The organism is Pseudomonas sp. GW460-LB5 (genome assembly GCF_059423245.1).
Map to the genome: position 1 here is coordinate 50192 of NZ_JBWKXT010000005.1, position 23856 is coordinate 74047.

The following is a 23856-nucleotide window of genomic DNA, read 5'->3' on the forward strand; positions in this document are numbered from 1 at the left end:
CACGCTATCTCTGTGGGAGCGGGCTTGCCCCGCGAATGGGCTGCAAAGCAGCCCCGGCAATCTCAGGCCTTGTTGAGCTTCTTCAGGAACATGGCCATCTCCTTCTCGGCCTGCTCCCACATGGGATCGCGGTCACCTGAAGGAGCGGCCTTGTGTCGCGATGTTCAGCGCAGCCCACGCTATCTCTGTGGGAGCGGGCTTGCCCCGCGAATGGGCTGCAAAGCAGCCCCGGCAATCTCAGGCCTTGTTGAGTTTCTTCAGGAACACGGCCATCTCCTTCTCGGCCTGCTTGTCCCCATGGGCCTGCGCCGCCACGATCCCGTCTTCCCAGGCCCTGCGCGCTGCCGCCAGGTCACCCTGCAACTGATGCGCTTTGCCCAGTAACTTCCACGCTGCGGAGTACTTGGGATCCTGCTCCACACACCGTGCCAGGTGCACCGCCGCTTCAGCGCCATTGCCTTCATCCAGCCAGGCCTTCCCCAGCCCGAACCGCAGCAATGGGTTATCCACACCCTTGGCCAGCATCTTCTCCAGCGATTCGCGCATGCCCTCTTCTCCTAGAAGAAACTCAAGCCAACGTGGAACAGCTTCTCCACATCCCGAATGTGTTTTTTATCCACAACGAACAGGATCACATGGTCACCCGACGCGATCACGGTGTCGTCGTGGGCGATCATCACCTCTTCGTCGCGGATGATGGCGCCGATGGTGGTACCCGGTGGCAGGGCGATGTCTTCGATGGCCTTGCCCACAACCTTGCTCGACTTCGAATCCCCGTGCGCCACCGCCTCGATGGCCTCGGCCGCACCACGGCGCAGCGAGTGCACGCTGACAATGTCGCCCCGGCGCACGTGCGCAAGCAGGGTGCCGATGGTGGCCAGCTGCGGGCTGATGGCGATGTCGATATCACCGCCCTGCACCAGGTCGACATAGGCCGGGTTGTTGATGATGGTCATTACCTTGCCCGCGCCCAGGCGCTTGGCCAGCAGCGACGACATGATGTTGGCTTCGTCATCGTTGGTCAGGGCCAGGAAGATGTCGGCGTCGGCGATGTTCTCTTCGAGCATCAAGTCCTTGTCCGAGGCGCTGCCCTGCAGCACCACAGTGCTTTCCAGGGTATCGGAGAGGTGCCGGCATCGGGCCGGGTTCATCTCGATGATCTTCACCTGGTAGCGGCTCTCGATGGCTTCGGCCAGGCGTTCGCCGATCTGCCCACCGCCGGCGATCACAATGCGTTTATTGGTTTCGTCGATGCGGCGCAGCTCGCCCATCACGGCGCGGATGTCCTTCTTGGCGGCGATGAAGAACACTTCGTCGTCAGCTTCGATCACCGTGTCGCCACGTGGGGTGATTGGCCGGTCGCGGCGGAAGATCGCCGCCACGCGGGTGTCGACGTTGGGCATGTGCGCGCGGATCTGGCGCAACTGCTGGCCGACCAGTGGGCCGCCGTAGTAAGCCTTCACCGCCACAAGCTGGGCCTTGCCTTCGGCGAAGTCGATCACCTGCAGTGAGCCTGGGTGTTCGATCAGGCGCTTGATGTAGTTGGTCACCACTTGCTCTGGGCTGATCAGCACGTCGACCGGGATATGGTCGTTGTCGAACAGCTCTTCGCGTGTCAGGTAGGACGATTCACGCACCCGGGCGATCTTGGTCGGGGTGTGGAACAGCGAATAGGCCACCTGACAGGCGACCATGTTGGTTTCGTCGCTGTTGGTCACTGCCACCAGCATGTCGGCGTCGTCGGCACCCGCCTGGCGCAGCACCGTCGGCAGCGAACCGCGGCCCTGCACGGTACGGATGTCCAGGCGGTCACCGAGGTCGCGCAAGCGCTCGCCATCGGTGTCGACCACGGTGATGTCGTTGGCTTCGCTGGCCAGGTGCTCTGCCAGCGTACCGCCTACCTGCCCTGCGCCGAGGATGATGATCTTCATCCGCTACTCCCTACCGTTTGGTCTTATCCGCGTGAGGCGGCGATCTTGATCAGCTTGGCATAGTAGAAGCCGTCGTGGCCGCCCTCCTGGGCCAGCAACTGGCGGCCGTGGGGCTGGCGCAGGCCGGCCTCGGTGGCCAGGTCCAGTTCACGGGCGCCCGGGGTGCGGGCCAGGAAGGCGCCGATCACTTCGGTATTCTCGGTCGGCAGGCTGGAGCAGGTGGCGTACAGCAGCATGCCGCCTACTTCCAGGGTCGGCCACAGGGCGTCGAGAAGCTCGCCTTGCAGTGTTGCCAGGGCCGGGATGTCGTCGGCCTGGCGGGTCAGCTTGATGTCCGGGTGACGGCGGATTACGCCGGTGGCCGAACACGGCGCGTCGAGCAGGATGCGCTGGAACGGCTTGCCGTCCCACCAGCTGGCGGTGTCGCGGGCATCGCAGGCGATCAGCTCGGCGTCCAGTTGCAGGCGGTCGAGGTTCTCGCGCACGCGGGTCAGGCGCTTGGCTTCAAGGTCGATGGCCACCATCTGCGCCAGGCCGGCTTCGGCCTCCAGCAAGTGGCAGGTTTTGCCCCCTGGGGCGCAGCAGGCGTCCAGTACGCGCTGGCCGGGGGCCAGTTCGAGCAAGTCGGCAGACAGCTGCGCGGCTTCGTCCTGCACGCTCACCCAGCCTTCGGCGAAGCCGGGCAGGCCGCGCACGTCGCAGGCCTCGGCCAGCACGATGCCGTCACGGCTGTACTGGCAGGCGCTGGCGTCAATGCCCGCGTCGGCCAGCAGTGCAAGGTACGCATCGCGGCTGTGGTGACGGCGGTTGACCCGCAGAATCATCGGCGGGTGGGCGTTGTTGGCGGCGCAAATGGCTTCCCACTGCTCCGGCCAGAAGGCTTTCAGTGCCTTCTGCAGCCAGCGCGGGTGGGCGGTGCGTACCACTGGGTCGCGCTCCATGCCGGCGAGCAGTTCTTCGCCTTCGCGCTGGGCGCGGCGCAGCACGGCATTGAGCATGCCCTTGGCCCACGGCTTTTTCAGCTTGTCGGCACAGCCCACGGTTTCGCCGATGGCGGCGTGGGCCGGAATGCGGGTGTAAAACAACTGGTAAAGGCCGACCAGCAGCAGCGCCTGCACATCTGCGTCGGCGGCCTTGAAAGGCTTTTGCAGCAGTTGCGCGGCCAGCAGGTCGAGGCGTGGCTGCCAGCGTGCGGTGCCGAACGCCAAGTCCTGGGTCAGGCCACGGTCGCGTTCATCGACCTTGTCCAGTTGTGCTGGCAGCGAGCTGTTCAGCGAGGCCTTGCCACTGAGTACAGCGGCAAGGGCACGGGCAGCGGCGAGACGTGGGTTCATTGGCCCAGCACCTTGCCAGCGGCGAACTTCTCGCGGCGGCTGTTGAACAGGTCGCTGAAGTTCAGCGCCTTGCCGCCGGGCAATTGCAGGCGGGTCAGGCTCAGCGCCTGGTCGCCGCACGCAACGACCAGGCCGTCCTTGCTGGCGGACAGGATTTTGCCCGGGGCGCCCTTGCCTGTGGACAAGTTGGCGGCCAGCACCTTCACGCTTTCGCCATCGAGGGTGCTGTGGCACACCGGCCACGGGTTGAAGGCGCGGATCAGGCGCTCCAGCTCGACGGCCGGGCGGGTCCAGTCAATGCGCGCCTCGTCCTTGTTCAGCTTGTGGGCGTAGGTGGCCAGGGCATCGTCTTGCGTTTCACCTTGCAGCGAACCGTCGGCGAGGCCAGCGATGGCCTGAACGACTGCGGGCGGGCCCATTTCGGCCAGGCGATCATGCAAGGTGCCGCCGGTGTCGTCGGCGCTGATTGGGGTGACCACCTTGAGCAGCATTGGGCCGGTGTCCAGGCCAGCTTCCATGCGCATCACGGTTACCCCGCTCTCGGCGTCGCCGGCTTCCACGGCGCGCTGGATCGGCGCCGCACCGCGCCAGCGTGGCAGCAGGGAGGCGTGGCTGTTGATGCAGCCCAGGCGCGGGATATCCAGCACTGCCTGCGGCAGGATCAGGCCGTAGGCGACCACCACCATCAGGTCCGGCTGCAGCGCGGCCAGTTCGGCCTGGGCATCGGCGTTGCGCAGGGTCTGCGGCTGGAACACCGGGATGTCATGGGCGACGGCCAGTGCCTTGACCGCACTTGGCATCAGCTTCTGGCCACGACCGGCCGGGCGGTCGGGCTGGGTGTAGACGGCCACGATCTCGTACGGGCTGTCGAGCAGGGCCTTGAGGTGTTCGGCGGCAAACTCTGGAGTGCCTGCAAAGACGATGCGCATGGAGTTCTCGCTTCAAAATAGAAAAAGGCTTGCCGGAGCAAGCCTTCAGGAAGGGGGGGATCAGGCTTGCTGGCGGTGCTGCTTTTCCAGCTTCTTCTTGATCCGGTCGCGTTTGAGCTGCGACAGGTAGTCAACGAACAGCTTGCCGTTGAGGTGATCGAATTCGTGCTGCACGCACACCGCCAGCAGGCCTTCGCATTCCAGCTCGAACGGCTTGCCGTCGCGGTCCTGGGCCTTGACCCGTACACGCAGCGGGCGGTCGACGTTCTCATAGAAGCCAGGCACCGACAGGCAGCCTTCCTGGTACTGGCCCATGTCGTGGGTCAGCTCTTCGACCGTGGGGTTGATAAAGACGCGCGGCTCGCTGCGGTCTTCGCTGAGGTCCATGACCACGACCTGCAGGTGCACGTTGACCTGGGTGGCGGCCAGGCCGATACCAGGGGCTTCGTACATGGTTTCAAACATGTCGTCGATCAGCTGACGCAGGGCGTCGTCGAACTCCGTCACCGGTTTGGCGATAGTGCGCAGGCGCGGGTCCGGGAATTCGAGAATGTTCAAGATGGCCATAAGGTCAGGCAGTCACTGTGCGTTCGGTTGAAAACTGAGCACACATAATAAAGGGAAACGGGGATTTCGGCACCTGGCAAGCTCGTCTAGGGTGTCTATGGGCTTGATAGCCCCCAGCCAATGGACAGGTTTTCAAAGTGTTACTCACAGAGTTATCCACAGGTTGTGCCACGTAGATGGCCCTGTTTCGATCAAGGACGATCCCCATGCCCAGTTACCATTCGTCGCTCTGCCCGCCTGCCGAACTGGAGGCGCGATTACGCCTGCATCGCCTGCCCGAGACAGGATTGCGACGTTTTCGCACCTTGCTGGATGCGTTCGGCAGCGCCTCTAGCGCGCTTAGCGCTCCCGGTTCGGCCTGGCGAGCGTTGGGCATCCCCCAAGCCACCATCGATGCCCGGCGCAGTGCCGAGGTCCGCGATGGCGCGCTGGCCGCAATGGCCTGGTTAGAGCGCCCCGGCCAGCATTTGCTGATGTGGGACGGCGCTGGCTACCCAGCCTTGCTGGCAGAAATCGACGATGCCCCGCCGCTGCTTTTTGTTGCTGGCGACCCGGCCTTGCTCGACCGCCCTCAGTTGGCCATCGTGGGCAGCAGACGTGCCACACCCCCGGCGCTCGACACAGCCCGGGCATTTTCCCGCTACCTTGCGCAGGCAGGTTTCACCATTACCAGCGGGCTGGCGGTAGGCGTCGACGGTGCCGCTCATCGGGCTGCGTTGCAGGCTGGTGGGTGCACGATTGCCGTGCTCGGCACGGGGCTGCAAAAACTTTATCCACAGCGCCATCAAGAGCTTGCGCAGGCGATGATCGACAACGGCAGTGCGCTGGTTTCCGAGTATCCGCTGGACGCCGGGCCACTGCCCGGCAACTTCCCACGGCGCAACCGCATCATCAGCGGCTTGTCGCTGGGCGTGCTGGTGGTCGAGGCCAGCTTGGCCAGTGGCTCGCTCATCACGGCGCGCCTGGCGGCCGAGCAAGGCCGTGAGGTGTATGCCATTCCGGGTTCCATTCACCACCCGGGGGCCAAGGGCTGTCACCAGCTGATCCGTGATGGGGCGCTGCTGGTGGAAAGTGTGGAGCAGATCCTGGAAAGCCTGAAGGGTTGGCAGAACCTGCCGCCTGCAGTTGTGGACAGGTTCGACCATCCCCTGCTTGCCCTGCTGCATGCAGCGCCTCAAACCAGCGAAAGCCTCGCACACTGCAGCGAGCTGCCGCTGGCCGAAGTGTTGGCGCAGCTGACCGAGCTGGAGCTGGAAGGCCGGGTCAGCAATGAAGCAGGGCGTTGGTTTGCCCGCGCGGGCTAAGTACACTGCGCATAAGCAAGGTATTCAGGCGGAGAAGCAGCAATGGTGAGCAGTTTTCGTGTGCAACAAGCCGCACGTGAGATCCGGGCGGGCGCAGTTATCGCCTACCCGACGGAAGCGGTCTGGGGCCTGGGCTGCGACCCGTGGAACGAGGACGCGGTGTATCGCCTGCTGGCGCTGAAATCGCGGCCTGTGGATAAAGGGTTGATTCTGATCGCTGACAACATCCGCCAGTTCGACTTTTTGTTCGAGGACTTTCCCGAAGACTGGATCGACCGCATGGGCAGCACCTGGCCGGGGCCGAATACCTGGCTGGTGCCGCACCAGGACCTGCTGCCCGAGTGGGTGACCGGGCAGCATGACACGGTGGCGCTGCGCGTCAGTGACCACCCGGTGGTGCGTGAACTGTGCGCACTGGTGGGGCCACTGATTTCCACCTCGTGCAACCCCGGCGGGCGCCCGGCGGCGAAGACCCGGTTGCGGGTGGAGCAGTACTTCCACGGCCAGCTGGACCTAGTGCTTGGCGGGGCGCTGGGCGGGCGGAAGAACCCGAGTGTGATTCGCAACCTGGCAACCGGCGAGGTTGTGCGCCCGGGCTGATACCGCTGGCGAGGGCTTCGCCCTCGATCGCCGGCAAGCCAGCTCCCACAGGTACTGCACATGGCTTGAAGCCGGTGCGCTCGGTGTGGGAGCTGGCTTGCCGGCGATTGGGCGGCAAACCCCTGCAGATTTTTCTGATTTTGTCTCGAATGGTTGGCCGGCACGTAGTTCGGGAAAATTCCTACTGCCCGCGTCGTCAGTCGTCACCTTCCCTGCAGAACCCCCTCCCTCTAGCTTGATGGCCAGGCGTCGCATGGGCGGCGCTCGATCTTTGCGCTAGCAAAGGCCGTCGTCATTCGGCGGGAGCACTGGGACAAATGCCGCTATTCGAAAATGCCGAATACCTGATAAGGGCGAATCTCGAGCAGCTTGCGTCCAACCATCGGGTCAGAGCGGTGGAAATCGGTAGATTCACCGCCGATCAGTTCGAAGCGATCAATAGGCAGAAAGAAGGGCAGGATTTGCCGCTGCTGGAGGACCCAGGCATCGTCTTTATTGGTAGCCATGCCTACAGGAGCCGGGTATTACGGGATGGTTACACCATCGATGACATGGTTCTGCAGATTGAGGCAGCATTGGCGGTGACATCGATCTGGAAAGGCGCCACGCACATGACGGCCCTTCGCAGCACGATTGGCCGCAATGATGGCTATGGCAATGAGGTCCTTGATGAGGCGATTTTTGAACTGACGGCCCGCAAGCCCAAGGCAGAGCTCTATTCCATCATCCCTAAAGGGGATAGAAACAAGCCCAAAAAATAAAGGCCGCTTAAGCGGCCTAAAGGGTGGGGATGCACTCGCCCGGATAACTTGAAACTCAACCGGCGCACCAGTACATCCACAAGCACAAAGGCTACCCTTCCGAATCTTTACGGTCAAGCCGGGACCTTTTTCTAGCGCGCTGTGCATGCGCTTCATGTTGGCTTTTACTGGATCAGGGTTTTCTGATTTTTGCCAAAATGGCTGTCCAGTTGGCCACTTCGGAAATATCCTACGAGCCGCGTCCTCTGCCATCACCTTCTCAGTGGGAACCTCTGCCCTTAGGCTTAAACCGTCGCCGAATAACTTGGCGATCGGGTGTGGTAACCCGGATGTGCGAATTCTGAATGGCAGCCATGGCGGCTGTGCGCGGGAGGCTTTCGAGCCTGCCGGGTTTGGGATTCGTCCGGTTTACCACCCCGCGTGCAGCTGCCACCCATTTCGTGTGGTAACGGATTGAGCGGCCGCCCTGATCAGGTGAATTCCCATGAGCAAGAAAATAGTCCCCGATCCACCCCTTCCATGCACCTCCACCCGCCCCTTCGGCCGCTGCGACGCCGGCCATGACCCGCTCTTCACCGTCAACCCGAACATTTCCGCCGAGGACGCTCTGGTCCACGTAGCCCTGTACCTGCGCAGCGCCTACGAAACCGGCTACAAAGCCCTGGACTACATGCGCGAAGAGGGCCGTGGCATGTTCTGGTCGAACCTGCATGCGATTGAAATGGCGGAGGGTGTGATTGAGGCGATACTCGATGGCATCGAGTCGACACCGCAGCCGCAAAAGAAGGTGTGAGGGCTGACAGGTGCCTGCCTTGAGGGTTTCAGCGCCTGTGACATCGAGCGCCGCCCGCGCGGCGCTTCGCGGGGCAAGCCCGCTCCCACATTTGTTTCGGGCCAATCCCTCCTGGGAAGTCACCGCTGCCCGCTTTGTTTGTTCCATTTGATATCGAGGGTTGCGCAACTGCGGTTCCTCGATCTGCAGCCATGCACCAAAGCTGCAACCCACCTGACACAGGAATAATTGGCCCGAAACAGATGTGGGAGCGGGCTTGCCCCGCGAAGCGCCGCGCGGGCGGCGCTCGATGTCACAGGCGCTGAAACTCTCAAGGCGTGCGCCGGGCCGCCCTGACGCAATTCCCCGCTTTTCTCAAGGCAACAAAACAGTCGACCCCACAGTCCTGCGCGCCGACAGCTCTGCCTGCGCCTTGGCCGCCTCGCTCAATGGATACCGCTGCTGGATATCCACAACCAGCTTGCCACTTGCAATCATCGCAAACAGGTCATCGGCCATGGCCTGGGTGTTCTCGGCATTATTGGCATAGGTCGCCAAGGTCGGCCGGGTGACGTACAGCGAGCCTTTCTGCGCCAGGATCCCCAGGTTCACCCCGCTCACCGCGCCCGAGGCATTGCCAAAGCTCACCATCAACCCGCGTGGCTGCAGGCAGTCCAGCGAGGTGAGCCAGGTATCGGCGCCTACCCCGTCATACACCACCGGGCATTTTTTGCCGTCGGTCAGTTCCAGTACCCGCTTGGCCACATCTTCGTGGCTGTAGTCGATGGTTTCCCATGCCCCCAGCGCCTTGGCCCGCTCGGCCTTCTCGGCAGAACTCACGGTGCCGATCAGCTTGGCGCCCAGGGCCTTGGCCCACTGGCAGGCCAGCGAACCGACGCCACCCGCTGCGGCGTGGAACAGGATTACATCACCCGCCTTCACCTCATAGGTCTGCTTCAGCAGGTACTGCACGGTCAAACCCTTGAGCATCACCGCTGCGGCCTGCTCGAAGCTGATGTTGTCGGGCAACTTGACCAGGTTGGCCTCCGGCAGCGTATGTACTTCGCTGTAGGCACCCAGCGGGCCGCCGGCATGGGCCACGCGGTCACCCACCTTCAGGCGTGTGACACCCTCGCCCACAGCCTCGACCACGCCGGCCGCCTCAGTACCCAGGCCAGAAGGCAGGGACGGCGGAGCATACAGCCCGCTGCGAAAGTACGTGTCGATGAAGTTCAGGCCGATGGCGTGGTTACGCACGCGCACCTGCTGCGGCCCGGGCGGGGTGGGTTCGAATTCCACAAACTGCAGCACTTCCGGGCCGCCATGCTGGCTGAACTGGATACGCTTGGCCATCTCGCACTCCTGTAGTCGGGATCGGGAAAAGGCCTTCTATCGGACGCCTTTGCGTGATCGCCGTCAACTGCGGCGCGCGCGCTGGCGGTGGTATGCTACGCGCGAATTCTTCCCTGCCCGTTCCTGGTGACCCGATGACTAGCCGCACCGAGGCCGTGAAAGCCTACCTGCTCGACCTGCAAGACCGCATCTGCTCTGCCCTCGAAACAGAAGACGGCGGCGCCCGTTTCGTCGAGGATGCCTGGGTGCGCGAAGCCGGTGGCGGGGGCCGCACGCGGGTGATTGGCGACGGCAAGCTGATCGAGAAAGGCGGGGTCAACTTCTCCCATGTGTTTGGTACCGGTCTGCCCCCCTCGGCCAGCGCCCACCGGCCTGAACTGGCGGGCCGGGGCTTCGAGGCCCTGGGAGTGTCGCTGGTGATCCACCCGCACAACCCGCATGTGCCCACTTCCCACGCCAATGTGCGGTTCTTCATCGCCGAAAAGGAAGGTGAAGAGGCCGTATGGTGGTTCGGCGGCGGCTTCGACCTGACCCCATACTATGGCAACGAAGAAGACTGCATTCACTGGCACCGCGTGGCCGAACAGGCCTGCGCACCGTTCGGCGCCGACGTGTACCCGCGTTACAAGGCCTGGTGCGACCGCTACTTCCACCTCAAGCACCGTGGCGAGCCACGCGGCATCGGCGGCCTGTTCTTCGATGACCTGAGCGAGTGGGACTTCGACACTTGCTTCGCCTTCATCCGTGCCATCGGCGATGCTTACATCAACGCCTACCTGCCGATCGTACAGCGCCGCAAGGACACGCCCTATACCCCGCAGCAGCGTGAGTTCCAGGAATACCGCCGCGGCCGCTACGTGGAGTTCAACCTGGTCTACGACCGTGGCACTTTGTTCGGCCTGCAATCCGGTGGCCGCACCGAGTCCATCCTCATGTCGCTGCCGCCTCAGGTGCGCTGGGGCTACGACTGGAAGGCCGCACCCGGCAGCGAAGAAGCACGCCTGACCGAGTACTTCCTGCAAGACCGCGACTGGCTCGGCCAGTAAGCCTGTGGATAACCAAGGAGCCGTCATGGACCAGTACGTCGTTTTTGGTAACCCCATCGGCCACAGCAAGTCGCCGCTGATCCACCGCCTGTTTGCCGAGCAGACCGGCCAGGACCTGGAATACGCCACCCTGCTGGCGCCGCTGGACGAGTTCAGCGATTGCGCGCGCGGCTTCTTCAAGCAAGGCAGCGGCGGCAACGTCACCGTACCATTCAAGGAAGAGGCCTACCGCCTGTGCGACAGCCTGACCCCGCGTGCCCAGCGCGCTGGCGCAGTGAACACGCTAAGCAAGCTGGCTGATGGCACCCTGCAAGGCGACAACACCGATGGCGCTGGCCTGGTGCGCGACCTGACGGTAAATGCCGGCGTCGAACTGGCTGGCAAGCGCATTCTCATCCTCGGTGCCGGTGGCGCCGTGCGAGGCGTGCTGGAGCCTATTCTGGCGCACAACCCGCAGTCCCTTGTGGTTGCCAACCGCACTGTGGAGAAAGCCGAGCAGCTGGCGCGTGAGTTCGATGAGCTGGGGCCGGTGGTGGCCAGCGGGTTTGCCTGGTTGCAGGAGCCGGTGGATGTGATTATCAACGCCACTTCGGCAAGCCTGGCCGGAGAAATGCCGCCGATTGCCGACAGCCTGGTCGAGGCGGGGCGCACGGTTTGCTACGACATGATGTATGGCAAGGAGCCGACGCCGTTTTGCGCGTGGGCTACCCGGCTGGGTGCGGCCAAGGTGCTCGATGGGTTGGGGATGCTGGCTGAGCAGGCGGCTGAAGCGTTCTTTATCTGGCGTGGGGTGCGACCGGATACGGCGCCGGTGTTGGCGGAGCTGCGCCGGCAACTGGCTCGGGGCTGAAATTGCCGGGGCCGCTTTGCGGCCCATTCGCGGCACAAGGCCGCTCCCACAAAGTACTGCGTACGCCGATCCTCTGTAGGAGCGGCCTTGTGCCGCGAATGGGCTGCGCAGCAGCCCCAGGATCTCAGCGTCACTCCTCAAACCGGATCGGACACAACTCCACCCCTTCCAGCTTCTGCAATTCCTCGATCACCTGCGGCCTGGCCCGGTGCAGGGTCAAACTCCCGCCCAATCTCCGCAACCGCCGCGCTTCGCGGTGCAACATATCCACACCCGAGTAATCGATAAAATTCACCTGCCGGGCATCGATCACTACATGCGGCCCCTGGCAGCGCTGCAAGCGCACCTGCAGGTAATGCGCCGCACCAAAGAAAATCGACCCGCCCACCCGCAACACATCCGCGTCCCCTTCCCGGCTTTGCTGCACCCGTGGCCGTGACGTGCGCTTGAGGTAAAAGAACAGTGAAGCCAGCACGCCTGCATAGATGGCCGTCTGCAACTCCAGCAACAATGTCGCCGCCGCCGTCAGCGCCATCACCAGAAACTCCGAGCGGCTGACCCGAAACAGCGCGCGAATCGCCCGATGGTCCACCAACCCCCAGCAGATCAGCAGAATGCTGCCAGCCATGGCGGGTATCGGCAGGTGCGCGATCAGGCCGGCGCCGGTAACGGCAAACAACGCCACCCACAGCGCCGAGAACACCCCAGCCATGGGCGAGCGGGCACCTGCCTCATAACTCAGGCCTGAGCGGGTGAAGGAACCGGCAGACAGGTAACCGGAGAAAAATGCACCGGCGATGTTCGACAGGCCCTGTGCGCGGATTTCCTGGTCGGGGTCGATCAGTTGTTCTGAACGTGCCGACAACGAGCGGGCAATCGACAGGCTGGTGACCAGCCCCAGCATGCCTACCGCCACGGCGCTGGGCAGCAGGCGCAGCATCAGTTCCAGATCCAGCAAAGGCAGCGGGCTGAAGGGTGGGAGTTGCCCGGTAAACGCCGCCACCCTTGGCACATGGCCAAAGTAGCCCGGCAACAGCCAAGCCAGCAGGCTGACCAGCATCAGGCTTATCAACAGGCTCGGCCAGCGTGGGCGCCACAGTTTGAAGGCTACACCGATCACGACAGTGGCCAGGCCCAGAATAAAGGAAGGCAGGTCGACCTCCCCTGCATGGCTGGCCAGGTCCTGTACGGTTTTCAGTGCCGTGGCCTGGCTGGGCAGGTCCATGCCCAGCAGGTTGGGCAATTGGCCCAAGGCAATGACGATGGCAGCCCCCAGCGTGAAGCCGAGCACTACCGAGTGGGAGACGAAATTGACCAGCGCGCCAAAGCGCATAAGCCCGAGCAGCAACTGGAAGATGCCGCCGAGCAAGGTCAGCAACAGTACCAGGGTGATGTAATCGGCGCTGCCGGCCACGGCCAGCGGGCTGATGCTGGCGTAGAGCACGATGGAAATGGCGGCGGTGGGGCCGCAGATCAGGTGCCAGGACGAGCCCCACAGGCAGGCGATCAGCACCGGCACGATGGCGGCGTACAGGCCGTATTCGGCGGGCAGGCCGGCAATCAGGGCGTAGGCGATGGATTGTGGCAGGGCGAGGATGGCACCGCTCAGGCCGACCAGCAGGTCCTGGCGCAGGCTGCGGCCCGATTGGCGGGGGAGCCAGGAGAGGAAGGGCAGCAGGTGGATGATGCGATGCATGAGATATTCACATTTCCAAAGGTCCACTGTCCCCTGTGGGGCGGGTTTACCCGCGAAAGCGTCGGTACATGCAACGCAGCATTCGCGGGTGAACCCGCTCCCACAGGGGGCGCGTCGTGTCTGAAACTACAGTTTGGCTTTCACGGCTTCCAGGGCATTGCCATCGGCCTTGGTAGTCACCCCAGCCAACCACCCTTCCAGCAACTCGGGATGCGTTTTAATCCAAGCCCTGGCCGCGTCATCAAAGCTGATCTTGTTATCCACAACCTCCGCCATGATGGCGTTTTCCATGTCCAGGGTAAATTTCAGGTTACCCAGCAGCTTCGCCGCATTCGGGCAGGCTTGTGGATAACCTTTGCGGGTCAGCGTGTACACTTCGCCCTTGGTGCCGAACCACTTTTCCCCACCGGTCAGGTAATGCATTTTCAGCTTCACGTTCATCGGGTGCGGGGTCCAGCCAAGGAAGGTGATGAACTGCTGTTTCTTCGCCGCCCGGTCGACCTGGGCCAGCATCGCCTGCTCGCTGGACTCCACCAGTTTCCACTGGCCAAGGTTGAATTCATTCTTGTCGATGATTGCCTTCAGCGACAGGTTGGCCGGTGCGCCGGAGCCGATCCCGTACAGCTTCTTGTCGAACTGGTCGGCATGCTTCTGCAGGTCGGCAAAATCCTTTATCCCGGCATTCCACACATAATCGGGCACCGCCAGGGTGAACTCGGTTCCCTCCAGGTTGCGCGACAGCTGCTGCACATCGCCGTTGGCGATGAACTTGTCATGGAAGCCTTGATGCGCGGGCATCCAGCTGCCGAGGAAGGCGTCGACACGGCCGTCCTTGAGGCCGCCGTAGATGATCGGCACGGCCAGGCTGTCGATTTTCACCTGGTAGCCCAGGCTTTCCAGTAACAGCCGCGCCACGGCATTGGTTGTGGCGATATCGCTCCAGCCGGGGTCGGCCATTTTTACGGTACTGCATTGCGCGTCGCTGTCGGCGGCGTGGGCCGTGGCGGCGCCCAGGGCCAGGGCGAACACGGCGGCGGAGAACTTGTGCATGGCGGCCTCTCTTTTCAATCCAGGGGTGCGGGCTGTGGATAACGTGCCTTGCGCTCGAGGTCGTCGAGATCGATGTGGTTGCGCATGTACTGTTGGCTGGCGTCCACCAGCGGTTGGTGGTCCCAGCTTTTCAGCGTGCCGATAGCCAGCGCCTCGGCCACCAGGCGGCGGCGCCGCTGGCTGGCGAGTACCTGCTGGCGCAGGCTGGGGATATCCCAACGCTGTCGTGCTTCATCGGCAAATGCCTGCAGCAGCGCCTGGTGGTCCGGGCTGCCGGCGAGGTTCTCCCGCTCGTGCGGGTCGCGGCTCAGGTCATAGAGTAGACATGGGTCGTCTTCGCTGTACACGAACTTGTAAGGCCCGCGGCGGATCATCATCAGCGGGCCGACGGTGCCTTCGGCCATGTATTCGCCGATCACTTCATCGTGGCCGCCCTGCCCTTGCAGGTGGCCAAGCAGTGAGCGGCCGTCCAGGTGCAGGTTGTTATCCACAATGCCGCCAGCCAGTTCTACCAAGGTTGGCAGCAGGTCGCAGGTCGATACCGAGGCACTGACCCGAGCCGCCGCAAAGTGCTTGGGCGCATGGATCAGCAGCGGTACCCGCGCCGACATCTCGAACCAGTGCATCTTGTACCAGAGGCCACGCTCGCCAAGCATGTCGCCGTGGTCGCCTGAGAACACGATCAGGGTATCGTCGGCCAGGTTGCACTCATCCAGGGTTTGCAGCAGCTGACCGATGTTGTCGTCAATGTAACTGCAGGCGCCGAAGTAGGCGCGGCGGGCATCGCGGATCTTGTCCACAGGCAGCGGCTTGTTCCACAGGTCGTAGACTTTCAGCAGGCGCTGCGAATGCGGGTCGAGCTCTGTCTGGCTCAACTCTGCACGGGGCATGGGGATATCCACACCCTCGTACCGGTCCCAGTAGCGTTTGGGAATGGTGTACGGATCGTGCGGGTGAGTCATCGAAACGGTCAGGCAGAACGGCCGACCGTCGTTTTCGCGCACATGGTCGTACAGGTACTGGCGTGCCTTGAACACCACCTCCTCGTCGAAATCCAGCTGGTTGGTACGCACGCACGGGCCGGCCTGCAGCACCGAGGACATATTGTGGTACCAGCTTGGGCGCACATCCGGTTCGTCCCAGTTCACTGCCCAGCCATAGTCGGCCGGGTAGATGTCGCTGGTCAGGCGCTCTTCGTAGCCATGCAGCTGGTCCGGGCCGCAAAAGTGCATCTTGCCTGACAGCGCAGTGCGGTAGCCCAGACGGCGCAGGTAGTGCGCATAGGTCGGTATATCGGCGGGGAAATCGGCGGCATTGTCGTAGGCGCCGATGCGGCTGGGCAGCTGGCCGCTGACCAGGGTGAAGCGTGACGGCGCGCACAGGGGGCTGTTGCAGTAGGCTGAATCGAACACCACCGCCTGCTCGGCCAGGCGGCTCAGGTGCGGCATCTGGACGGGCGAAGGGGCGTAGATGGGCATCAAGGGTGCGGCCATCTGGTCGGCCATGATGAACAGGATATTCGGGCGCGTCATGGTGGCTTCCATCGTTGAGGGTTATGCGATTTGCTTGCCTTCCAAGATGCGACTGCGGATAACATGGGTAAAGCCCATGGCGGGCAATGACTGGGATTAGCTGAGCTTATGTTTGAGCACCTTGCCGAGCTGTCGCTGGATACCTTGCGTGTGTTCGAAGCCGCGGCCCGCCTGCGGGGGTTTACAGCTGCGGCGCTGGAGCTGGGCACCACGCAACCGGCAGTAAGCCAGCAGGTGAAACGCCTGGAAGCCCAGCTGGGCACGCGCCTATTCGACCGTATTTATCGGGGCATCGAGCTCACCGAGGCCGGCCAGCTGTTGTTTGAACAGGTACACCAGGGCCTGCAAGCCATGGATGACGGCATTTCCCAAGCCAGCGGGCGCGGTCAGCGCGAAGTGCTGCAGGTGGCCACCGACTTTGCCTTTGCCGCGTTCTGGCTGATGCCAAGGCTGCAACGCTTTCACGAGGCTTATCCACAGGTGGATGTGAGCCTGGTGACCGGTGAACGCAGCCAGGGGATGTTGCGCCCGGACGTGGATGTGGCGGTGCTGTTTGGTGATGGGCGCTTTCATCAGGGTGAAAGCCGTTGGCTGTTCGATGAGGAAGTGTTCCCGGTGTGCAGCCCCCGGCTGACCGCTGGCAAACCCTTGTCAGCCGTGGGTTTGCAACGGTTGCCCTTGCTGCATTTGAAGGGGGAGCAGGCCAGCCGCTGGTTTGACTGGGCCGGCGTTTTTCGCGGGTTTGGCGTGGCCAGCCCACCGCCTGCGGGGCAGTTGCGGTTCGATAACTATACGTTGCTGATTCAGGCAGCGATTGCCGGGCAAGGGGTGGCGATCGGTTGGGGGCACCTGGTGGATGGGTTGGTGGAGCAAGGGTTGCTGTGCCGGCCGCTGCAGGGGAGTTTGCGCTCGCAGCGCGGGTATTACGCGGTGCTGCCGCCGCGCAAGCGGCGTGGGGCGCTGATCGAGCGGTTTGTGGGGTGGCTGGAGGATGAGCGCAGCCTTTGAGATTTTGGGGCTGCGCAGCAGCCCCGACGATCTAGACCACAAAGTTCAGATGCTCGCCCCGGTGCAGGTCCAGTTCCAGCATATCCGCCATCCCCGCCGCCACGCGTGCCCACCCCTCATCGGGCAACGCCTGCGGCATATTGATCAAGGTCCAGTGCAAAGCACTGCGCTGCAACCGATCAACCACCTGGTCCACATATGCCCGCTCTACCTCACTGTACTTGGCCGGCTCATCCAGCACGGCGAAATCGCCCACCAGCAACAGCCGGCGTATAGTCGTACGCTCAAGCCCCGCCACCAGCGCCTCGCTCAGGCGTGCTTGCCCCGGCAAGTCACCTGGCGCCAGCGCCGACAACAGGGCAATTACCGCCGAGCCGCCTGCCGCGCTCTGCTCTGCCTGGTCGGCATCGTCCAGCCCGCCTATCTTGAAGTGCAGGCCCGGGCGTGCGGTATGGCGGTTGAGGTCATCGACCACGGCGGTGACTTCGTGCTGGCGCGACAGCAGCTCGGCCATCATGGCTTTGCCCAGGCTGCTTTCAGGCCCGAACAGGACCAGTTTGAATACTGGGGTTTCGGCGTTTTTCACTGCATCACTTCCTTTGCAGGTGGTGATGGTTGGACCGCAATCAGGAGTTATCGTGCAGAGGATCAAGGGTTACCACGCCCACGTTTATTACGACGCAGCGACCATGGAGCAGGCGCGGGAGCTGTGCGAGGAGGCGACGCGGCTGTTTCCCGTGACCATGGGGCGCATGCATCAAAAGCCGGTGGGGCCGCATCCGGACTGGAGCTGCCAGCTGGCGTTCGGGCCTGAAGTGGTGGGGGTGGTTTTGCCTTGGTTGGCGCTGTACCGCAAGGGTTTGGTGGTATTCATGCACCCGGAAACCGGGGATGAACTGGCGGACCACCGGGATCATGCGATCTGGATGGGGGCCGTGCGGCCATTGAAGCTGTCGATATTTGGTGGGTAGATGTGTATTGCCTGTGCCGGCCTCTTCGCGGCACAAGGCCGCTCCTGAAAGGTGATCGCAATACCCTGTAGGAGCGGCTTTGTGCCGCGAACGAGGGCGGAGCCCTCGCGATCAATTGCGAGCTGAGCGCACGCCTTCAGCCAGTGCCGAGCACAGGCTCAATACATCAGTCACCGCCTGATCGGCACTTTTGGCCTGGGCAATCTTGTCGACCAGCGCCGAGCCCACCACTACACCATCCGCCAGACGGGCGATGTTCGCAGCTTGCTCCGGGGTACGAATGCCGAAACCAACGCTGATTGGCAGATCGGTATGCCGGCGCAGGCGGGCTATGGCCTCGGTCACGTGCTCGGTGGTCGCTGAGCCGGCACCGGTCACACCGGCCACCGACACGTAATAGACGAACCCGGAGCTGCGCTCCAGCACGCGCGGCAGGCGCGCATCGTCGGTGGTCGGGGTGGTCAGGCGAATGAAGTCGATGCCTGCAGCCTGGGCCGGGGTGGCCAGTTCGGCGTCGTGCTCTGGCGGCAGGTCGACGATGATCAGGCCATCGACGCCCGCTTCCTTGGCTTCTGCCACGAACGTGTCCACACCAAAGCGGTGGATCGGGTTGTAGTAGCCCATCAGCACGATTGGCGTGGTGTGGTTATCCACACGGAACTCGCGCACCATCTGCAGGGTTTTGGCCAAGGTCTGGCCAGCTTCCAGCGCGCGCAAGGTGGCCAGCTGGATGGCCACGCCGTCGGCCATCGGGTCGGTGAACGGCATGCCCAGTTCGATCACATCGGCGCCGGCTGCTGGCAGGCCCTTGAGGATCTGCAGCGAGGCGTCGTAGCCCGGGTCACCTGCGGTGACGAAGGTGACCAGTGCCGAACGGCCTTCGGCCTTAAGTTCGGCGAAGCGTTGTTCAAGACGGCTCATGCCTGTTTCTCCTGGGCGGCCATGTGGCTCATGACGGTTTGCATGTCTTTGTCGCCGCGGCCCGACAGGCACACCACCATCAGGTGGTCCTTGGGCAGCTTCGGCGCGCGCTTGATGGCTTCGGCCAAGGCGTGGGAGCTTTCCAGAGCTGGAATGATGCCTTCCAGGCGGCAGCTGGCGTGGAACGCATCCAGCGCTTCGTCATCGGTGATGCTGACGTATTCGACACGTTTTACTTCGTGCAGGTAGGCGTGTTCAGGGCCGATGCCCGGGTAGTCCAGGCCTGCAGAAATCGAGTGGGCGTCAGTGATCTGGCCGTCCGAGTCTTGCAGCAGGTAGGTGCGGTTGCCGTGCAGTACCCCCGGCACGCCGCCGTTCAGGCTGGCGGCGTGCTTGTCGGTGTGCACGCCGTGGCCACCGGCTTCGACGCCGATGATCTGTACGCTTGGTTCTTCGAGGAACTCATGGAACAGGCCCATGGCGTTGGAACCACCACCCACGCAGGCAACCAGGCTGTCTGGCAGGCGGCCTTCCTTCTCTTGCAGCTGGGCGCGGGTTTCTTTGCCGATGATCGACTGGAAGTCGCGGACCATGGCCGGGTACGGGTGTGGGCCAGCGACAGTGCCGATCAGGTAGAAGGTGTCTTCGACGTTGGTGACCCAGTCGCGCAGGGCTTCGTTCATGGCGTCTTTCAGGGTGCCGGTACCGGCCGTGACCGGGACGATTTCGGCGCCCAGCAGTTTCATGCGGAACACGTTGGCCTGCTGGCGCTCGATGTCGGTAGCGCCCATGTAGATCACGCACGGCAGGCCGAAGCGGGCAGCGACGGTGGCGGTGGCCACGCCGTGCATGCCGGCGCCGGTTTCGGCGATCAGGCGCTTTTTGCCCATGCGCTTGGCCAGCAGCACCTGGCCGATGCAGTTGTTCACCTTGTGCGCGCCGGTGTGGTTGAGCTCTTCACGCTTGAAGAAGATCTTCGCACCGCCACAGTGCTCGGTCAGGCGCTCGGCGAAGTACAGCGGGTTGGGGCGGCCGATGTAGTCACGCTGGAAGTAGGCCAGCTCTTCGAGAAACTTGGGGTCTGCCTTGGCCGCTTCATATTCGCGGGCCAGGTCCAGCACCAGTGGCATCAGGGTTTCGGCCACGTAGCGGCCGCCGAACGAGCCGAACAGGCCATTGGCGTCGGGGCCGGGGCGGTATTGGGACTGGGTCATGGGGCGCTCCAGGGCGTAATGAATGAGTGATGGGCTTTACTGTAACCACGGCACGTCCGGCTGAAAACCGATAAGATTGCGCAAACTTGTCAGAAAAACTCACAGGTAAAATGGCCCACGATCTCCCTCCCCTGAATGCTCTGCGCGCCTTCGAGGCTACCGCCAGGCTTAACAGCGTCAGCCAGGCGGCTGAAGCGCTGCATGTTACCCATGGCGCTGTCAGTCGGCAGATCAAGGTGCTGGAGGAGCACCTGGGGGTGGCGCTTTTCGTCAAGGACGGGCGTGGCATCAAACTCACAGATGCCGGTGTGCGTCTGCGCGATGCCAGCGGTGAGGCCTTCGACCGGTTGCGCAGCGTGTGTACAGAACTCAGCCGCGATGTCAGCGAGGCGCCATTTGTGCTGGGCTGCTCGGGGAGCCTGCTGGCGCGTTGGTTTATCCCAAGGCTTGGTCGCCTGAAGGCGGATTTGCCTGAGCTGCGTCTGCACTTGTCCGCAGGGGAAGGTGATCTCGACCCACGTCGTCCAGGGCTCGATGCATTGCTGGTGTACGCTGAACCCCCGTGGCCGGCGGACATGCAGGTGCATGTGCTGGCTGAGGAGCGTATCGGGCCGGTACTTAGCCCGCATTTTGCCGGCTTCGATCGCTTGCGAGATGCGCCCGCCAAAGCCCTGCTGGACGAGGCCCTGTTGCATACCACCTCGCGGCCACAAGCATGGCCGACATGGGCAGGGCAACAGGGATTGGACCCGGCCGGGTTGCAGTATGGCCAGGCATTCGAGCATTTGTACTATTTGCTGGAGGCTGCGGTTGCTGGCCTTGGGGTGGCCATCGCGCCACAACCACTGGTGGCTGATGACTTGCGGGCCGGGCGCCTCAGCGCGCCATGGGGCTTTTCCCCTACCCGGGCAGCGCTGGCCTTGTGGGTGCCCCGGCGCGCCGCAGATGGGCGCGCCGAGCAGTTGGCGCAGTGGCTGCGCCGCGAATTGGAACGGCAGGCGGCTTAGTTGCGACGGGTCAGCAGGTAGGCCGCCAGCAGACCCAGGGCGCCAATCGCCACGCCCGCTGTGGTAACCGGGTGCTCCTGTGCGTACTCACGGGTGGCGATCCCGGTCTGGCGAGTGCGGGTCTTTACCTCCTCATAGGCATCGCTGAGCAAGCTACGCGAATGTTTCAGCGCGCTTTCGGCATTGCTGCGGATTGCCTTCACCGACTTCTGGGACTCTTCCGATGCGTCATGCTTGAGGTTTTCCAGGCTTTTCAGAAGGCTCTCGATCTCTGCTTCCATGCTTTCCAGGGATGATTTACGCAGCGAGTTGCGGTGCATGTTGACTCTCCTTTGCAGTATGGGCTGTAAGGTTGCGACCCTTGGCTTGCGCGAAAGTGCGATCGAACTTTCACCTTGGCGGACGGCTCGCAGGTAAACCGGGCCTACGCTGCTAGGCTGAATTTCACCGTTACCAAGGAGCGTGAACATGACTGACCATCACACGTACAAGAAGATCGAGCTGGTGGGCTCCTCGCCAACCAGTATCGAAGACGCAATCAACAATGCCCTGGCTGAAGCCGGCAAGAGCATCAAGCACCTGGAATGGTTCGAAGTGGTGGATACCCGTGGGCATATCCGCGACAACAAGGCGGCGCACTTCCAGGTCACGTTGAAGGTGGGCTTCCGTATCGCCAATAGCTGAAACATTGCGGGACTGGATGATCCCGGCTTGATGGGGTATTTAGAAGAGAGGCGCCTTGGCGGCGCCTTTTCTGATTTCATCTGCACAAGGAAAGCGATCGATGAATAAACTGATTCTGGCGCTTGGCCTGATGACACTGGCCGGTGGTGCGCTGGCGGCGGGCAAGCCGTGCGAGGAACTGAAGGCGGAGATTGCCGCCAAGCTCGATGCCAAAGGGGTTACTGGCTACAAGCTGGAGATCGTCAACAAGGGCGAGCCGGCCGGCAAGGTGATTGGCAGCTGCGAGGCGGGTACCAAAGAGATTGTGTACCGTCGCGGTTGATGCGTTTGCTTTTTCGCGGGCTCGCCCGCTCCCACAGGTAATACACAGGGTCAGGCACCCGTGCAGTCCTGTGGGAGCGGGCGAGCCCGCGAAGAAGGTCAGGCGGTCTTGAGGGCCTGCGCCAACAGCTCATAGGACCGGATCCGGTCCGCATGCTCATACAGGTCACAGGTAAAGATCAGCTCGTCCGCCCCGGTCTGCTCCAACAGCACCTCCACCTTGGCCCTTACCTTCTGCGGGCTGCCGATCATCGCCAGGCCGAGGAAACTGCCTACCGTATCCCGCTCATGGGGCAACCACAGCCCATCCATGCTTTCTACCGGCGGCTTCTGCATCAGGCTCTGGCCGCGAATCAGCGCCAGGATACGCTGGTACACCGAGGTGGCCAGGTATTCGGCCCTTTCGTCGGTTTCTGCCACCACCATGGGGATGCCCAGCATCACATACGGCTTGTCCAGTGTGGTCGATGGCTTGAAATGATTGCGGTACACGCGAATGGCCTCGTGCATGTAGCGCGGCGCAAAGTGCGAAGCGAAGGCATAGGGCATGCCGCGCATGCCTGCCAGCTGGGCGCTGAACAGGCTGGAACCCAGCAGCCACATTGGCACGTCAGTGTCGTGCCCCGGCACGGCGATCACTTTTTGATCGTCGGTACGTGGGCCGAGGTAGCGCGACAGCTCCTCGACATCGTCCGGGAAGTCGTCCGGGCCGCCAGCACGGTCGCGGCGCAAAGCATAAGCCGTCATCTGGTCTGAACCCGGCGCACGGCCCAGGCCCAGGTCGATACGCCCCGGGTACAAGCTGGCCAGGGTGCCGAATTGCTCGGCGATCACCAGCGGTGCGTGGTTGGGCAGCATCACTCCGCCAGAGCCCACGCGAATGGTCGAAGTACCCCCGGCCAAGTAGCCGATCAGCACCGAAGTCGCTGAACTGGCGATGCCGTCCATGTTGTGGTGCTCGGCCACCCAGAAGCGGTTGTAGCCAAAACGCTCGACGTGTTGCGCCAGGTCCAGCGAGTTGCGCAGCGATTGCGCCGGGCCTGCATCGGCGCGCACGGGTACCAGGTCGAGGGTGGATATTTTCAGGTCACGCAGCTGCGTCATGGGAGCCTCCGTAAAGGTGGTTGGCCAGAGGCCTTTGTAACTCTGTATGGGCATATTCGGGGGATTCAATGTTTGCTGTGCGATTGGTCTGAACTTGCCGTAAGCCGCTGGCCTCTGAATCCATAACCACATAACCGAATGACCAGGAGGCAGTATGAAAAAGACAGCATCGGCGATCTGGCAAGGTGGCTTGAAAGATGGCAAGGGCCTGCTCTCTACCGAAAGCGGGGCGCTCAAGCAGAACCCGTATGGCTTCAACACCCGTTTCGAGGGTACACCTGGAACCAACCCGGAGGAGCTGATTGGCGCGGCGCATGCCGGCTGTTTCTCGATGGCGTTGTCGATGATGCTTGGGGAAGCAGGGCTGACAGCGGACCGGATCGACACCGCTGCCGAGGTGACACTCGACAAGCAGCCTGACGGTTTTGCCATTACGGCCGTGCATCTGGTGCTCAGGGCCAAGGTGCCTGGGGCCAGCGAGGCGCAGTTCCTGGACATTGCCAAAAAGGCCAAGGAAGGGTGCCCGGTGTCCAAGGTGCTGAACGCCAAAATCAGCCTGGATGCGGCGCTCGTGGGCTGAAGCGGCGCAACGGCAGCGGTTTGCTGTAGTCTAAACAGCGTCGGCAGCACGCTGCCTTTTCAGGAGCCGTTCCATGATTCGCGTAGCAATCGCCGTGTTGGCTTCCCTGGTCGCCACATCCACGTGGGCGGCAGTCAAGCCGTGCGAGGAGCTCAAGGCCGAGATCGAGGCCAAGATCCAGGCTCAGGGTGTGCCGTCCTACACCCTGGAGATCGTGCCCAACAGTGAGGTCAAGGACCAGAACATGGTCGTCGGCACTTGCGATGGCGGCACGAAGAAGATCATTTACCAGAAGAATGATCAGTAGATTCGGGATTGTGG

27 protein-coding genes are annotated in these 23856 nt (G+C 62.9%); 13 read left to right on the plus strand and 14 right to left on the minus strand.

Annotated features, from left to right (window positions below):
• Nucleotides 1-237 precede the first annotated feature (237 nt).
• Genes AC07XM_RS05550 through def form a run of 5 tightly spaced genes read right to left on the minus strand, consistent with a single transcriptional unit; the run spans nucleotide 238 to nucleotide 4761 of the window.
• Nucleotides 238-546 (minus strand): tetratricopeptide repeat protein, encoded by a 309-nt coding sequence (locus AC07XM_RS05550; protein WP_023048056.1) that lies wholly within the window; start codon nucleotides 544-546, stop codon nucleotides 238-240.
• Nucleotides 547-557: 11 nt separating this feature from the next.
• Entirely contained in the window at nucleotides 558-1931 is a 1374-nt protein-coding gene (trkA, locus tag AC07XM_RS05555; protein ID WP_016489939.1) for a Trk system potassium transporter TrkA, read from the minus strand.
• 23 nt (nucleotides 1932-1954) lie between these two features.
• Nucleotides 1955-3265, minus strand: coding sequence for a 16S rRNA (cytosine(967)-C(5))-methyltransferase RsmB (rsmB, locus tag AC07XM_RS05560; RefSeq protein ID WP_102689240.1), 1311 nt, complete (start codon nucleotides 3263-3265; stop codon nucleotides 1955-1957).
• Complete coding sequence (fmt, locus tag AC07XM_RS05565; protein ID WP_102689241.1) at nucleotides 3262-4194, minus strand: methionyl-tRNA formyltransferase; 933 nt, start codon at nucleotides 4192-4194, stop codon at nucleotides 3262-3264. The genes rsmB and fmt overlap by 4 nt, the downstream gene beginning before the upstream one ends.
• A gap of 60 nt (nucleotides 4195-4254) precedes the next feature.
• Nucleotides 4255-4761, minus strand: a complete 507-nt coding sequence (gene def / locus AC07XM_RS05570) for a peptide deformylase (RefSeq protein ID WP_012269876.1) — start codon at nucleotides 4759-4761, stop codon at nucleotides 4255-4257.
• A 206-nt stretch (nucleotides 4762-4967) separates the two neighbouring features.
• On the opposite strand from def, the gene dprA reads away from it, so the two are divergent.
• From dprA to AC07XM_RS05590, 4 genes are all read left to right on the plus strand, one after another.
• The gene (dprA, locus tag AC07XM_RS05575; protein WP_016489942.1) at nucleotides 4968-6065 is read left to right on the plus strand and encodes a DNA-processing protein DprA; all 1098 of its coding nucleotides are present in this window, start codon (nucleotides 4968-4970) and stop codon (nucleotides 6063-6065) included.
• A gap of 42 nt (nucleotides 6066-6107) precedes the next feature.
• Complete coding sequence (gene tsaC / locus AC07XM_RS05580; RefSeq protein ID WP_011953122.1) at nucleotides 6108-6665, plus strand: L-threonylcarbamoyladenylate synthase type 1 TsaC; 558 nt, start codon at nucleotides 6108-6110, stop codon at nucleotides 6663-6665.
• A 317-nt stretch (nucleotides 6666-6982) separates the two neighbouring features.
• Entirely contained in the window at nucleotides 6983-7426 is a 444-nt protein-coding gene (locus tag AC07XM_RS05585; RefSeq protein WP_016489943.1) for a hypothetical protein, read from the plus strand.
• Between the two features lie 484 nt (nucleotides 7427-7910).
• Nucleotides 7911-8219 carry a hypothetical protein gene (locus tag AC07XM_RS05590; RefSeq protein WP_023047733.1) on the plus strand — a complete coding sequence of 103 codons (309 nt, stop codon included), beginning with the start codon at nucleotides 7911-7913 and terminating at the stop codon, nucleotides 8217-8219.
• Nucleotides 8220-8573: 354 nt separating this feature from the next.
• Here AC07XM_RS05590 and AC07XM_RS05595 read toward each other — a convergent pair whose 3' ends face one another.
• A complete protein-coding gene (locus tag AC07XM_RS05595; protein WP_023047734.1) occupies nucleotides 8574-9551 on the minus strand; it encodes an NADPH:quinone reductase in 978 nt (325 codons plus the stop codon).
• A 134-nt stretch (nucleotides 9552-9685) separates the two neighbouring features.
• On the opposite strand from AC07XM_RS05595, the gene hemF reads away from it, so the two are divergent.
• Both hemF and aroE read left to right on the plus strand, forming a co-directional pair.
• Nucleotides 9686-10597, plus strand: a complete 912-nt coding sequence (gene hemF / locus AC07XM_RS05600; RefSeq protein WP_102689242.1) for an oxygen-dependent coproporphyrinogen oxidase — start codon at nucleotides 9686-9688, stop codon at nucleotides 10595-10597.
• A gap of 25 nt (nucleotides 10598-10622) precedes the next feature.
• Nucleotides 10623-11447: a shikimate dehydrogenase gene (aroE, locus tag AC07XM_RS05605; protein ID WP_016484229.1), complete on the plus strand. Its 825-nt coding sequence runs from the start codon at nucleotides 10623-10625 to the stop codon at nucleotides 11445-11447.
• A 130-nt stretch (nucleotides 11448-11577) separates the two neighbouring features.
• Here the strand turns inward: aroE and AC07XM_RS05610 are convergent, their stop codons facing one another.
• The 3 genes from AC07XM_RS05610 to betC all read right to left on the minus strand — a co-directional run bounded on the left by AC07XM_RS05610 (nucleotide 11578) and on the right by betC (nucleotide 15725).
• Complete coding sequence (locus AC07XM_RS05610) at nucleotides 11578-13143, minus strand: SulP family inorganic anion transporter (RefSeq protein WP_016484230.1); 1566 nt, start codon at nucleotides 13141-13143, stop codon at nucleotides 11578-11580.
• A gap of 126 nt (nucleotides 13144-13269) precedes the next feature.
• On the minus strand, nucleotides 13270-14193 hold the full coding sequence (gene choX, locus AC07XM_RS05615) for a choline ABC transporter substrate-binding protein (protein ID WP_102689243.1): 924 nt from the start codon (nucleotides 14191-14193) through the stop codon (nucleotides 13270-13272).
• Nucleotides 14194-14207: 14 nt separating this feature from the next.
• Nucleotides 14208-15725: a choline-sulfatase gene (gene betC, locus AC07XM_RS05620; protein ID WP_060519825.1), complete on the minus strand. Its 1518-nt coding sequence runs from the start codon at nucleotides 15723-15725 to the stop codon at nucleotides 14208-14210.
• A gap of 108 nt (nucleotides 15726-15833) precedes the next feature.
• Between betC and AC07XM_RS05625 the strand changes: the two genes are divergently transcribed.
• Nucleotides 15834-16733, plus strand: a complete 900-nt coding sequence (locus AC07XM_RS05625; RefSeq protein ID WP_102689244.1) for a choline sulfate utilization transcriptional regulator — start codon at nucleotides 15834-15836, stop codon at nucleotides 16731-16733.
• Between the two features lie 31 nt (nucleotides 16734-16764).
• On the opposite strand, the gene AC07XM_RS05630 is transcribed toward AC07XM_RS05625, so the two are convergent.
• On the minus strand, nucleotides 16765-17319 hold the full coding sequence (locus AC07XM_RS05630) for an NAD(P)-dependent oxidoreductase (protein ID WP_102689245.1): 555 nt from the start codon (nucleotides 17317-17319) through the stop codon (nucleotides 16765-16767).
• Between the two features lie 52 nt (nucleotides 17320-17371).
• Between AC07XM_RS05630 and AC07XM_RS05635 the strand changes: the two genes are divergently transcribed.
• The gene (locus AC07XM_RS05635; protein WP_016484235.1) at nucleotides 17372-17704 is read left to right on the plus strand and encodes a DOPA 4,5-dioxygenase family protein; all 333 of its coding nucleotides are present in this window, start codon (nucleotides 17372-17374) and stop codon (nucleotides 17702-17704) included.
• A gap of 111 nt (nucleotides 17705-17815) precedes the next feature.
• On the opposite strand, the gene trpA is transcribed toward AC07XM_RS05635, so the two are convergent.
• Entirely contained in the window at nucleotides 17816-18625 is an 810-nt protein-coding gene (gene trpA / locus AC07XM_RS05640) for a tryptophan synthase subunit alpha (RefSeq protein WP_016484236.1), read from the minus strand.
• Complete coding sequence (gene trpB, locus AC07XM_RS05645) at nucleotides 18622-19839, minus strand: tryptophan synthase subunit beta (protein WP_016484237.1); 1218 nt, start codon at nucleotides 19837-19839, stop codon at nucleotides 18622-18624. Before trpB ends, trpA begins: the two co-directional genes overlap by 4 nt.
• A gap of 110 nt (nucleotides 19840-19949) precedes the next feature.
• Here trpB and AC07XM_RS05650 point away from each other — a divergent pair, with 110 nt between their 5' ends.
• Nucleotides 19950-20846, plus strand: a complete 897-nt coding sequence (locus tag AC07XM_RS05650) for a LysR family transcriptional regulator (RefSeq protein ID WP_060519829.1) — start codon at nucleotides 19950-19952, stop codon at nucleotides 20844-20846.
• Here AC07XM_RS05650 and AC07XM_RS05655 read toward each other — a convergent pair.
• The gene (locus AC07XM_RS05655; protein ID WP_016484239.1) at nucleotides 20843-21166 is read right to left on the minus strand and encodes an ElaB/YgaM/YqjD family protein; all 324 of its coding nucleotides are present in this window, start codon (nucleotides 21164-21166) and stop codon (nucleotides 20843-20845) included. The genes AC07XM_RS05650 and AC07XM_RS05655 overlap by 4 nt on opposite strands.
• A gap of 148 nt (nucleotides 21167-21314) precedes the next feature.
• On the opposite strand from AC07XM_RS05655, the gene AC07XM_RS05660 reads away from it, so the two are divergent.
• Both AC07XM_RS05660 and AC07XM_RS05665 read left to right on the plus strand, forming a co-directional pair.
• On the plus strand, nucleotides 21315-21530 hold the full coding sequence (locus tag AC07XM_RS05660) for a dodecin (RefSeq protein WP_012269893.1): 216 nt from the start codon (nucleotides 21315-21317) through the stop codon (nucleotides 21528-21530).
• A 100-nt stretch (nucleotides 21531-21630) separates the two neighbouring features.
• The gene (locus AC07XM_RS05665; protein ID WP_016484240.1) at nucleotides 21631-21852 is read left to right on the plus strand and encodes a DUF1161 domain-containing protein; all 222 of its coding nucleotides are present in this window, start codon (nucleotides 21631-21633) and stop codon (nucleotides 21850-21852) included.
• 98 nt (nucleotides 21853-21950) lie between these two features.
• On the opposite strand, the gene AC07XM_RS05670 is transcribed toward AC07XM_RS05665, so the two are convergent.
• Nucleotides 21951-22955 carry an LLM class flavin-dependent oxidoreductase gene (locus tag AC07XM_RS05670; protein ID WP_016484241.1) on the minus strand — a complete coding sequence of 335 codons (1005 nt, stop codon included), beginning with the start codon at nucleotides 22953-22955 and terminating at the stop codon, nucleotides 21951-21953.
• A gap of 154 nt (nucleotides 22956-23109) precedes the next feature.
• Between AC07XM_RS05670 and AC07XM_RS05675 the strand changes: the two genes are divergently transcribed.
• On the plus strand, nucleotides 23110-23535 hold the full coding sequence (locus AC07XM_RS05675; RefSeq protein ID WP_016484242.1) for an OsmC family protein: 426 nt from the start codon (nucleotides 23110-23112) through the stop codon (nucleotides 23533-23535).
• A gap of 73 nt (nucleotides 23536-23608) precedes the next feature.
• Nucleotides 23609-23842 (plus strand): DUF1161 domain-containing protein, encoded by a 234-nt coding sequence (locus AC07XM_RS05680; protein WP_102689246.1) that lies wholly within the window; start codon nucleotides 23609-23611, stop codon nucleotides 23840-23842.
• The last annotated feature ends 14 nt before the right edge of the window (nucleotides 23843-23856 follow it).

Excerpts from the sequence above, each read along its gene's own strand:
- AC07XM_RS05595 (WP_023047734.1), bottom strand. The coding sequence starts at position 9,551 with ATGGCCAAGCGTATCCAGTTCAGCCAGCATGGCGGCCCGGAAGTGCTG.
- dprA (WP_016489942.1), top strand. The coding sequence starts at position 4,968 with ATGCCCAGTTACCATTCGTCGCTCTGCCCGCCTGCCGAACTGGAGGCG.
- AC07XM_RS05625 (WP_102689244.1), top strand. The coding sequence starts at position 15,834 with ATGTTTGAGCACCTTGCCGAGCTGTCGCTGGATACCTTGCGTGTGTTC.
- trkA (WP_016489939.1), bottom strand. The coding sequence starts at position 1,931 with ATGAAGATCATCATCCTCGGCGCAGGGCAGGTAGGCGGTACGCTGGCA.
- def (WP_012269876.1), bottom strand. The coding sequence starts at position 4,761 with ATGGCCATCTTGAACATTCTCGAATTCCCGGACCCGCGCCTGCGCACT.
- tsaC (WP_011953122.1), top strand. The coding sequence starts at position 6,108 with ATGGTGAGCAGTTTTCGTGTGCAACAAGCCGCACGTGAGATCCGGGCG.
- trpB (WP_016484237.1), bottom strand. The coding sequence starts at position 19,839 with ATGACCCAGTCCCAATACCGCCCCGGCCCCGACGCCAATGGCCTGTTC.
- AC07XM_RS05655 (WP_016484239.1), bottom strand. The coding sequence starts at position 21,166 with ATGCACCGCAACTCGCTGCGTAAATCATCCCTGGAAAGCATGGAAGCA.
- choX (WP_102689243.1), bottom strand. The coding sequence starts at position 14,193 with ATGCACAAGTTCTCCGCCGCCGTGTTCGCCCTGGCCCTGGGCGCCGCC.
- betC (WP_060519825.1), bottom strand. The coding sequence starts at position 15,725 with ATGACGCGCCCGAATATCCTGTTCATCATGGCCGACCAGATGGCCGCA.
- rsmB (WP_102689240.1), bottom strand. The coding sequence starts at position 3,265 with ATGAACCCACGTCTCGCCGCTGCCCGTGCCCTTGCCGCTGTACTCAGT.
- AC07XM_RS05680 (WP_102689246.1), top strand. The coding sequence starts at position 23,609 with ATGATTCGCGTAGCAATCGCCGTGTTGGCTTCCCTGGTCGCCACATCC.
- fmt (WP_102689241.1), bottom strand. The coding sequence starts at position 4,194 with ATGCGCATCGTCTTTGCAGGCACTCCAGAGTTTGCCGCCGAACACCTC.
- AC07XM_RS05650 (WP_060519829.1), top strand. The coding sequence starts at position 19,950 with ATGGCCCACGATCTCCCTCCCCTGAATGCTCTGCGCGCCTTCGAGGCT.
- trpA (WP_016484236.1), bottom strand. The coding sequence starts at position 18,625 with ATGAGCCGTCTTGAACAACGCTTCGCCGAACTTAAGGCCGAAGGCCGT.
- AC07XM_RS05590 (WP_023047733.1), top strand. The coding sequence starts at position 7,911 with ATGAGCAAGAAAATAGTCCCCGATCCACCCCTTCCATGCACCTCCACC.
- AC07XM_RS05675 (WP_016484242.1), top strand. The coding sequence starts at position 23,110 with ATGAAAAAGACAGCATCGGCGATCTGGCAAGGTGGCTTGAAAGATGGC.
- hemF (WP_102689242.1), top strand. The coding sequence starts at position 9,686 with ATGACTAGCCGCACCGAGGCCGTGAAAGCCTACCTGCTCGACCTGCAA.
- AC07XM_RS05610 (WP_016484230.1), bottom strand. The coding sequence starts at position 13,143 with ATGCATCGCATCATCCACCTGCTGCCCTTCCTCTCCTGGCTCCCCCGC.
- AC07XM_RS05550 (WP_023048056.1), bottom strand. The coding sequence starts at position 546 with ATGCGCGAATCGCTGGAGAAGATGCTGGCCAAGGGTGTGGATAACCCA.
- AC07XM_RS05670 (WP_016484241.1), bottom strand. The coding sequence starts at position 22,955 with ATGACGCAGCTGCGTGACCTGAAAATATCCACCCTCGACCTGGTACCC.
- AC07XM_RS05660 (WP_012269893.1), top strand. The coding sequence starts at position 21,315 with ATGACTGACCATCACACGTACAAGAAGATCGAGCTGGTGGGCTCCTCG.
- AC07XM_RS05665 (WP_016484240.1), top strand. The coding sequence starts at position 21,631 with ATGAATAAACTGATTCTGGCGCTTGGCCTGATGACACTGGCCGGTGGT.
- aroE (WP_016484229.1), top strand. The coding sequence starts at position 10,623 with ATGGACCAGTACGTCGTTTTTGGTAACCCCATCGGCCACAGCAAGTCG.
- AC07XM_RS05585 (WP_016489943.1), top strand. The coding sequence starts at position 6,983 with ATGCCGCTATTCGAAAATGCCGAATACCTGATAAGGGCGAATCTCGAG.